The 8,611-nt window shown below is 35.9% G+C and carries 9 protein-coding genes and 1 pseudogene; 6 read left to right on the top strand and 4 right to left on the bottom strand.

The window, feature by feature from the left end:
• Positions 1 to 60: 60 nt before the first annotated feature.
• The 3 genes from lsrF to lsrK are packed head-to-tail and all read right to left on the bottom strand — an operon-like array spanning position 61 to position 2,801.
• Positions 61 to 843: a 3-hydroxy-5-phosphonooxypentane-2,4-dione thiolase gene (gene lsrF / locus V7024_RS24140; RefSeq protein WP_335524610.1), complete on the bottom strand. Its 783-nt coding sequence runs from the start codon at positions 841 to 843 to the stop codon at positions 61 to 63.
• 13 nt (positions 844 to 856) lie between these two features.
• The gene (locus V7024_RS24145) at positions 857 to 1,213 is read right to left on the bottom strand and encodes a cupin domain-containing protein (RefSeq protein WP_335524612.1); all 357 of its coding nucleotides are present in this window, start codon (positions 1,211 to 1,213) and stop codon (positions 857 to 859) included.
• 25 nt (positions 1,214 to 1,238) lie between these two features.
• Positions 1,239 to 2,801 (bottom strand): autoinducer-2 kinase, encoded by a 1,563-nt coding sequence (gene lsrK, locus V7024_RS24150; RefSeq protein ID WP_335524620.1) that lies wholly within the window; start codon positions 2,799 to 2,801, stop codon positions 1,239 to 1,241.
• A 308-nt stretch (positions 2,802 to 3,109) separates the two neighbouring features.
• On the opposite strand from lsrK, the pseudogene V7024_RS24155 reads away from it, so the two are divergent.
• The 5 genes and pseudogenes from V7024_RS24155 to V7024_RS24175 form a co-directional block, all read left to right on the top strand.
• Positions 3,110 to 3,531, top strand: a pseudogene (locus V7024_RS24155) (substrate-binding domain-containing protein); the annotation flags it as partial.
• A 164-nt stretch (positions 3,532 to 3,695) separates the two neighbouring features.
• On the top strand, positions 3,696 to 4,271 hold the full coding sequence (locus V7024_RS24160; RefSeq protein WP_335524614.1) for a sigma-70 family RNA polymerase sigma factor: 576 nt from the start codon (positions 3,696 to 3,698) through the stop codon (positions 4,269 to 4,271).
• Complete coding sequence (locus tag V7024_RS24165) at positions 4,261 to 5,244, top strand: hypothetical protein (RefSeq protein WP_335524616.1); 984 nt, start codon at positions 4,261 to 4,263, stop codon at positions 5,242 to 5,244. The genes V7024_RS24160 and V7024_RS24165 overlap by 11 nt, the downstream gene beginning before the upstream one ends.
• 87 nt (positions 5,245 to 5,331) lie before the next feature.
• The gene (locus V7024_RS24170; protein WP_335524618.1) at positions 5,332 to 5,877 is read left to right on the top strand and encodes a GNAT family N-acetyltransferase; all 546 of its coding nucleotides are present in this window, start codon (positions 5,332 to 5,334) and stop codon (positions 5,875 to 5,877) included.
• Positions 5,877 to 6,398: a cysteine hydrolase family protein gene (locus V7024_RS24175; protein ID WP_098919172.1), complete on the top strand. Its 522-nt coding sequence runs from the start codon at positions 5,877 to 5,879 to the stop codon at positions 6,396 to 6,398. Before V7024_RS24170 ends, V7024_RS24175 begins: the two co-directional genes overlap by 1 nt.
• Before the next feature lie 86 nt (positions 6,399 to 6,484).
• On the opposite strand, the gene V7024_RS24180 is transcribed toward V7024_RS24175, so the two are convergent.
• A complete protein-coding gene (locus tag V7024_RS24180; RefSeq protein WP_098919171.1) occupies positions 6,485 to 7,039 on the bottom strand; it encodes a helix-turn-helix domain-containing protein in 555 nt (184 codons plus the stop codon).
• Positions 7,040 to 7,198: 159 nt separating this feature from the next.
• On the opposite strand from V7024_RS24180, the gene V7024_RS24185 reads away from it, so the two are divergent.
• A complete protein-coding gene (locus V7024_RS24185; RefSeq protein WP_335524619.1) occupies positions 7,199 to 8,530 on the top strand; it encodes a D-serine ammonia-lyase in 1,332 nt (443 codons plus the stop codon).
• The last annotated feature ends 81 nt before the right edge of the window (positions 8,531 to 8,611 follow it).

Genomic DNA, 8,611 nt, shown 5'->3' on the forward strand with positions numbered 1-8,611 from the left:
TAATTTGGATAAAATATATTACTTGTTCTTATATCGTGAACATAAATACTGTCCGAATATTTAATTTACAATGGTATTATATAATTCTAGAGCTTCTTTTACATTTAATCTATTTTTTACGATACCATGAATCGATTGAATCATCGCAACCGGATGTTCGGATTGCCAAATATTCCGCCCCATATCGACACCGAATGCACCTTCTTGCAGTGCATTGTATGTAATTGTAAGCACTGCTTCAATTGTGTCTAACTTTGGCCCCCCTGCAATAACAACTGGCACCGGACATGTACTTGTGATTTTTTCAAAACCTTCACAGTAATACGTTTTAATGATATCAGCACCCATTTCAACACAAACACGTGAAGCTAACGCCAAAAAACGTGCTTCTCGTTTTTGAAGTTCTTTTGCTACCGCAGTAATTCCAAGAACAGGTAAACCGTAATCGTGTGCTTCAGATACTACATTGGCAAGATTCGTTACAGTTTGTGTTTCATATTCAGATCCAATAAAGACAGATACGCCAACTCCAGCTACGTTATGACGCAAAGCTTCTTTTATTGGGGTAACGATTGTTTCGTTCGCAAGATCTTTTCCAACTACAGTGGCCCCACCTGATACACGAAGAACCATAGGGGTTTTACAATCTTCTGGTATACAAGAATTAAGAACACCTCTCGTTAAAAAAAGGGAGTCTGTGTATTGGAGTAGGTTTTTTACTGTTTCATGAGGCTGTTCCAATCCATGAATTGGTCCTAAAAAGTAACCATGATCAATTGCTAACATAACTGCTTTTCCACCAGGCAAAATAGTATGTAAGCGATTTTGAAATCCCCAAGTCATAGGGTATCACTCCTTAATTAAAGTTTGGATTTTCTGTTTGTACAGTATCTTTTTCTTGTAAATGAGGTGATTTAATAAAGAGCGCTTTAAAATTTTGAGAAGAGCGATTGATGAGATAGTGAGATTCATGAGGATAAACTTGTAAGACGTCGCCTTGTTTAATATGAACCTTTACGTGATTAATATAGAAATCTATCTCACCTTCTAATGCGTAGAAAATTTCTTCGCAAGTTGTATGATAATGATTTTGAAAATCTTGGCCTGGTTTAATGACAACTACACCTATATCAATATTAGGCCCCTTTACTAAATATTTTGGTCCGTTATCACCGAAGCGATAGGAGAAATCTTCTTCATTTACTTTTAACAAACTTATCACTCCTTTTTGTAACAATTTACAGAGCGCCAGGTGCAATCCACATATGAGAAGTATAGCCTTGATCAGATAATTGAAGTTGCTGTTTATATACAGTCTTCCAATTTTTGTGTAAAGTTTGATATTGTTTATGATTTTCATTGTTTGGTATAAAGGTTGCTTCCCATTTTACAAATTGTTCAGAAGTAGATTCCATTGAATGGTAAATGCCGGTACCACTCCCCGCCACAATTGCTGTTCCTAAAGCGGCTGCTTCTTTGACTACAGGTACTTTTACAGGAACGCCTAATACATCGGCGACAATTTGACACCATAATTTTCCCTTTGACGCCCCTCCGGCAAAAACTACTTCTTTCGGGAACTGTCCTGTTAGTTCTTCAATTAACTTTAAATTCCCATATGTCACGAAAGCTGCATTTTCTTCAATCGCTCGAAACATTTCTTTCTTCCCGCACTTTTCAGGATTTAGGCTTAAATTTATAAAAGAGGGAGATGCATGACGCCAAGAAATATAGTTCATGACATTAGAAAAAATCGGAATGATACCGTGTGATCCAGCTGGTACATGTTTAGCTTGTTCCTCTAATAATTCGTAAGCATCGATACCTAGTTCATTTGCTCGTTGTTTTTCTTCTTGACAGAAAGCATCCCGAAACCAGCGCATAACAAGACCGGGAAAAAAGGTAATTGTTTCGTATTGCCAAAGAGTGGGAAGAACGTGACAATTTACACGAATGCGAGCATTTGGATCTAGTACAGGATTGCTTACGTTTACTTCTTGTTGCCAAAAACTTCCGCCGCAAATGAAAGTTTGCCCGCTCTTAACAACTCCAGAACCGAGAGAAGCCATTTGCGCATCTCCGCCTCCAGTTACAACAGGTGTTCCTTCGAATAATCCAGTTTCTGCTGCGCATTGTTTTGTTACGTTTCCAATAACTGTTCCGGCTTCATTAATTTGTGGTGAGGGTATAGATGGGAGTTTACATTGGGCTGTTAATTCTGGAGCCCAGTTTCTGTTTTGTAGATTGAAAATTCCCGTTGTACATCCATTGGAAGGGTCAACTTGTAATACGCCGCACAGTTTATATAAAATCCAATCATTTAACATGGTAATAGAATGTACTTTCTCATAAATCTCTGGTTGGTGTTTTGCAATCCACTGCAACCTTGGTAACGCACCTAGAGCGAACGTTTGCCCGGATACTGTATATACATCTTGTTCAAGGCGAGGGTGTATTTGCTTAAGTTGTGTAACCTCAGCTGCCGCACGGTTATCAACATTTGCACACGCCCAAATTTCAGTACCATCCTTGTCATATAAAACAAATCCTTCACGCATACTTGTTGCGCTAATTCCTTGAATAGAAGAGGGGGAAACACCGCTTGTTTGTAGTACATCTTTTGTACAGTCTTGAATAAGCTTCCAGTTTTCTTTTACGTCAAAATCCATGGAACCTGGGTATGGTGAGTTTTCTATGTGAACCCATTCTCGTTGACTAACAGCAAGTTGATTCCCTTGCAAATCAAATAAGACAGCTCGGATACTACCAGTTCCAGCATCATAAGCTAATAGAGCAGCCATTATATTCCACGCTCCTTCAGTCCGCGCCTTCTCTAGTAAACGGACAACCTTATTTCTAGATATATGTAGTAAGGAGGAAATTTTTTGCTGGGTAAGTTGTTCTTTGCAATAATAGTAAGCAGTTTTCGTTAACAAGTTTTCTTCAAGGTTCAGTTGTGTCATGCTTTCCATCTCTTCAACATATGTATATAAATTTTTATTTATACCGTTAGCAGTTGGAATTTACTTGAGAAAAAGATATGAAGAAAAGGATATACAGTGCTATAAAACTGGGAGAGAAAAAATAGAGTTTGAAAAAATGTTTTCTATTAAAGATAGGTGAAAGTATTTTAAAAACGTATCCAAGACATTAATGCAGTGATTTGTACTGAGGCAACTGCATTACCAGCAATGCACAAGTTGCTAGTAATTTGAAAATGGATAAGAAAGTTACTGTTACTGGATTTTCAACACCTAATGTTATGCGTGATTACGTAAAACGCGGACCAGTTCAACCATTCGGTTTGTGGGATGTAAAACAACAAGGTGTACTTGTAACTTATGTAGCAAATGAAATGGGGAGAAGGGCAAAAAGTTAAAAGTGAGCGACAGCATTGCGAGTGTTGGAAAAGTAAAAGTAGAACCAAATGCAATTCAAGGATACGCTTATGAAGCGGAAGGAAATGGGATTATCATCTTACCAGAACGGGTTGTATTTACAAAGGATAATATTTACAAGTATAATTTTTAATGGAATATTAATAAAGAAAAAATTATTAATAATGATAAATATTTTCTTAATGAAGAACATCCTAATATTGGTTGTTCTTTTTTTGTGAAATAAAATGAACTTTTTTTGAACATCAAGCGAATATAGAGTGAAGACTTTTACAGGTAATAGAAAGGAGTCCCAGTGTGAGTGAAGTAGAATTACAAGAATGGTTGCAGCAAATGGCTGCTGGAAATCAAGACGCTTTTCAAATTATTTATGAATTCACATGTAAAGATGTATATCGAACAGTAGCGTTTTTGATTCATGATAAGCAAGATGTGGAGGATATTGTAAATGAAGTGTATATCCAAATGTGGAAATCGTTACATAACTATGATATAAACCGGTCTTTTCGGTTTTGGTTGCATGGTCTAATTGTTAAGCAAGTACAGGATTGGAGAAGAAGGACGTGGAGAAGGTTTCGTATCTTTGAAAAAAAGAAGATATACACGCAAGAACAAGTTTATGTTATTGATGAAGATTTTTTTCATATGGAAACACGTAGTGAATTAATGGAACTTGTGCAAAAGTTATCATATAAACATCGCGAAGTAGTCGTTATGCGTTATTTCCATGAATATAGCTTAGATGAAATTGGAACGCTTCTCGCAACACCGGTTGGTACAGTGAAATCTCGATTACATACAGCATTGAAGCGTTTACGAACAGAGATGGAAAATTTACCGATTGAGCAAGGAGGCGAAGTAAATGGATTTTGAAAAGCGATTACGAGATGAGTTTCAAAAAACAGCGGAAATGATGCAACCGTCTAGCAATTTGCAAAAAAGAGTTGAAGCATCTTTTGAAATGTATCGTCAAGAAAAAGGGAAGGAGAAAAGTTCTATGAAAAAAAAGTTGTTAGCAGGATTGGTGGCAGCTGCAATCCTCGTACCTACAGGAACATTAGCAGGACCTACGTTGGTTAGTAAGATAGTTGGTACACCGGAAGAAGCGCAGAAGGATATAGGTATGAATAGTGAATGGTATTCGAAATTTAATGAAAGTATAGAAGTGGCAAAGCAAGTTCTTACAAAAGAAGAATTCGAGGAGTTTATCGTGCTATTAAAAGAGGACTATGAGCATTTGAAAAAGATTAGTATTGTTGAAGATGGAGAGAGAAGAACAGCAAGCGAATGGATTAATCCAGACGATGAAAAACAGACGACAGAGAGAATTGAAAAATTAAATAAGTATTGGGCTAAAATACAAGAAAAATTTAATTATACGATTGAAGAAGTGAAAAAAGTCGTTAATTTCCCAGTTCAATCTCCTACTTATATTCCTAATGATTATAAATTAGAAGAAGAAAGTGTATTAACTGAAATTACAACTGGTAAGCCAAAACCAATTATTAAACGGGAATTTAAAAATAGTAATGCAGGTTCTGGGAAATCGAATGCAGAGGAAGGATTTACGATACAGCAATCAGAAATTTTTAATCAAAAGGGTACTTTTTATATGAACAAACCTTTTGATCAATTTACTCAAAGAGAACCAAAATTTGATAAAATATCAACTTATACTCTTGAGGGATATAATGTAACCCTTGGTGAGCATCAAAGAGGAAAAGTAAAAGGAATGAAAATCGTAGTTCCAGAAAAAGATGGGAGAAGTGCGTATCAAATTTACATTAATGCTAGTATTTTACCAAAAGAAGAACTTGAAAAAATATTATTTTCAATGTTGAAATAAGGTGATTCTTCATACCCTTTCCTTTCAAAGGAAGGGGTTATTTCATTAAAAATCGAATATAGTAATGTTGCAAGAGGGGGAAACTATATGATATTTCAAAAAGGAAATCTATCTATTCGATACGTAACAGGAGATGATGTACAAACTTTATCAAACTGGCTATCAAATCCTGAAGTTTTAAGATTTTATGAAGGACGAGACAAACCACAATCACCACAGCAAGTTCGAGAGCGCTATATAAGTAGTTCGGGAGAGAAAAGGTGTATTATTGAATACAAAAACGAACCTATTGGCTATATACAAATGTATCCTTTAGATGCAGAGTGGAAAATGTTATATGGATATGATGAGAGAGAAAATGTGTGGGGAATGGATCAATTTATCGGAGAAACATCATATTGGAACCGGGGAATTGGTACAGAACTTGTACAAGCTGCAATTACATATATTAAGAATGAATTAGGAGCATTTGCAATCGCGATGGATCCAAGAGTAAATAATGAAAGAGCAATTCGTTGTTATGAGAAGTGCGGGTTTCAAAAAGTGAAAGTATTGAAAGAACATGAATTGCATGAAGGCGTATTGGAAGATTGTTGGATGATGGAATATAAAAACGGAGGGAGAGTTTGTTAATGAAACAAGCACTTATAGTAATTGATGTCCAAGAAGGAATGTATACAGCGGGTATACCTGTACATAATGGCTCTGAATTATTGCAGAATTTACAGGAAGTCATTCAAAAATGTCGTGCGCATGATATTCCTGTTATTTATGTCCAGCATAATGGATCTAAAGGGCATCCGTTAGAAAAAGGAACAGTCGGTTGGCACATTCATTCTAAAATTGCTCCGATGCCAAATGAGATTATTGTGGAAAAAGAAACACCGGATTCTTTTTATGAAACGAATCTTCGTGAAGTTTTGCAAGAAAAAGGAATTGAACATCTTTTTATTTGTGGATTGCAAACAGAATATTGCGTAGATACAACTGTTCGCCGTGCGTTTAGTGAAGGGTATAAGGTAACGTTGATTCAAGGAGCGCATAGTACGTTTGATTCAGAACAATTACGTGCCGAGGATATCATTCATCATCATAACAAAGTATTAGGTTGGTTTGCGGATATAGTCGATGTAAAAGAAATAAAACTGATTTAGAGAAAGTTCATTGTATTTTTGTATCATGGTAGTTAAGCCAGCATTTTTAGGAGGAATCCCTCGAAATGCTGGCTTATTTACTAGTCTTAAAAAGTAGGAGGAGTAATTGCAAAAATTACTACTGCTTTCTTTTTATATGGATTTTCCCATTTATGTTTCATGTAAGATGGAATTTTTACACTATCGCCTTTATGTAAGGTTAATGTTTCTTGATTTAAATATAGGGTAACAGTTCCTTCTAAAACAAATGCAATTTCCTCCCCTTTATGTTCCAACGGTTTTTCGGAAGAAGCGGATTGCGGCAATAAAGTCATAAGAGCAAGCTCGAGAGCTCCACTTAAATCGGGAGATAGTAACTCGTATGATAAGCTTTCACTTTCAGGAAAGGTAATTTTTTTTCGTTGGTCAGCTCTTACAACTAAGCTTTGAGCATTCGTATCTTCCAAGAAGAAATTAAACATAGGAATATTTAATGCTGCAGCTATTAATTTAAGAGTTTGCAGAGAAGGGTTTGCGGATCCCTTTTCAATTTGACTTAACATTGAAGGAGTGATATTGACGAGTGTTGCCAGTTCTCGACTACTTAATCCTTGTGCTTTTCGGTATTCTGCTATTTTTTCTCCGACATTTATATCATTCATGATAATTCTCCTTCTATTAGTTGAGATTAAATAAAATTAAAATTTATTAATTTGTATTTAATTCTTTTCGTTTGTGTGTTAAATTTGTTTTAATTATAATAAATAAATTTAAATTTTGAAATGATAACATGATAGGAATGAAGAAGGGAGATTAGCCGAATGAAGATGTATAACAGTAAAGCTATACAAACGTTAAAAGAAAAACATCCTTTATTAAATCAACTTGTTTTGACAGAGGAAGTATTTTGGGTGAATCCGAATAAAGAAGAGTTCGAAATAGGAATTCAAAAAGCACCACTTACGAAAGATGATGTAAAGGATGCGGAGGAAAGATTAAAACGTTTTGCGCCGTATATTGCGAAAGCTTTTCCTGAGACAAAAATTTCAAATGGAATCATTGAGTCTCCTTTAGTCGCAACTCCTTCTATGAAACAACATTTAGAACAAGAGTATGGTCAGCATATCGCAGGTAATGTATTACTAAAATGTGATAGCCAACTTCCGATATCAGGATCTATTAAAGCAAGAGGCGGTATTTATGAAGTTCTGAAACATGCAGAAGATTTAGCTTTGGAACAGGGGTTATTAAATATACAAGATGATTATTCTGTTTTAGATAGTGATGCATTTCGTACGTTCTTTTCGCAATATTCAATCGCAGTAGGTTCAACGGGGAATTTAGGTCTAAGTATTGGCATTATGAGTGCTAAACTCGGATTTAATGTGACGGTTCATATGTCCGCTGATGCAAAGCAGTGGAAAAAGGATTTACTACGCAGTAAAAATGTTACTGTTATTGAATATGCAGCGGACTATAGTAAGGCAGTAGAAGAAGGAAGAAGACAAGCAGAAGCAGATCCTATGTGTTATTTCGTTGATGATGAGAATTCAAAAAACCTTTTCCTTGGATACGCTGTGGCAGCTTCTCGCTTACAAAAGCAACTACAAGATCAAAACGTTATTGTTGATGCTAATCATCCGCTATTTGTTTATTTACCATGTGGTGTTGGCGGCGGACCTGGCGGCGTAGCGTTCGGTTTAAAATTATTGTTTGGTGATCATGTACATTGCTTCTTTGCGGAACCAACTCATTCTCCTTGTATGTTAATTGGTTTACTGACAGGTCTTCACGATGAAATTTCTGTCCAAGACTTTGGGATTGATAATGTGACGGAAGCTGATGGTCTTGCTGTAGGAAGAGCATCAGGATTTGTAGGGAAAGTAATTGAACCATTATTAAGTGGATGTTACACAGTGAGTGATCAAGAATTATATAGACTATTGAAGGCTTTTGTTGATACAGAAGGTATAAAATTAGAGCCGTCCGCATTGGCAAGTGTATACGGACCAGTTCAATTGTTCAAGCAACAGCAATATATTCAAGAAAATCACTTGCAAGAAAAAATGAAACAAGCAACGCATATTATGTGGGGAACAGGCGGCGGAATGGTTCCACCGCAAATTATGGAAGAATATTATCAAAAAGGATAACCAACTTCTTCTCATATATTTTTAAGAGCGCATCACTTAGCGAAAGTGGTGTGCTTTTTGTTTTTAGCGTGCCCAGCTAAG

This window comes from Bacillus sp. JJ864 (genome assembly GCF_036963045.1).
Taxonomy (GTDB): Bacteria; Bacillota; Bacilli; order Bacillales; family Bacillaceae_G; genus Bacillus_A; species Bacillus_A pseudomycoides_C.

What these genes read in the sequence shown, in the direction of transcription:
- lsrF (WP_335524610.1), bottom strand. Translation starts at nt 843, where the DNA reads ATGACTTGGGGATTTCAAAATCGCTTACATACTATTTTGCCTGGTGGA.
- lsrK (WP_335524620.1), bottom strand. Translation starts at nt 2,801, where the DNA reads ATGGCTGCTCTATTAGCTTATGATGCTGGAACTGGTAGTATCCGAGCT.
- V7024_RS24165 (WP_335524616.1), top strand. Translation starts at nt 4,261, where the DNA reads ATGGATTTTGAAAAGCGATTACGAGATGAGTTTCAAAAAACAGCGGAA.
- V7024_RS24170 (WP_335524618.1), top strand. Translation starts at nt 5,332, where the DNA reads ATGATATTTCAAAAAGGAAATCTATCTATTCGATACGTAACAGGAGAT.
- V7024_RS24175 (WP_098919172.1), top strand. Translation starts at nt 5,877, where the DNA reads ATGAAACAAGCACTTATAGTAATTGATGTCCAAGAAGGAATGTATACA.
- V7024_RS24180 (WP_098919171.1), bottom strand. Translation starts at nt 7,039, where the DNA reads ATGAATGATATAAATGTCGGAGAAAAAATAGCAGAATACCGAAAAGCA.
- V7024_RS24185 (WP_335524619.1), top strand. Translation starts at nt 7,199, where the DNA reads ATGAAGATGTATAACAGTAAAGCTATACAAACGTTAAAAGAAAAACAT.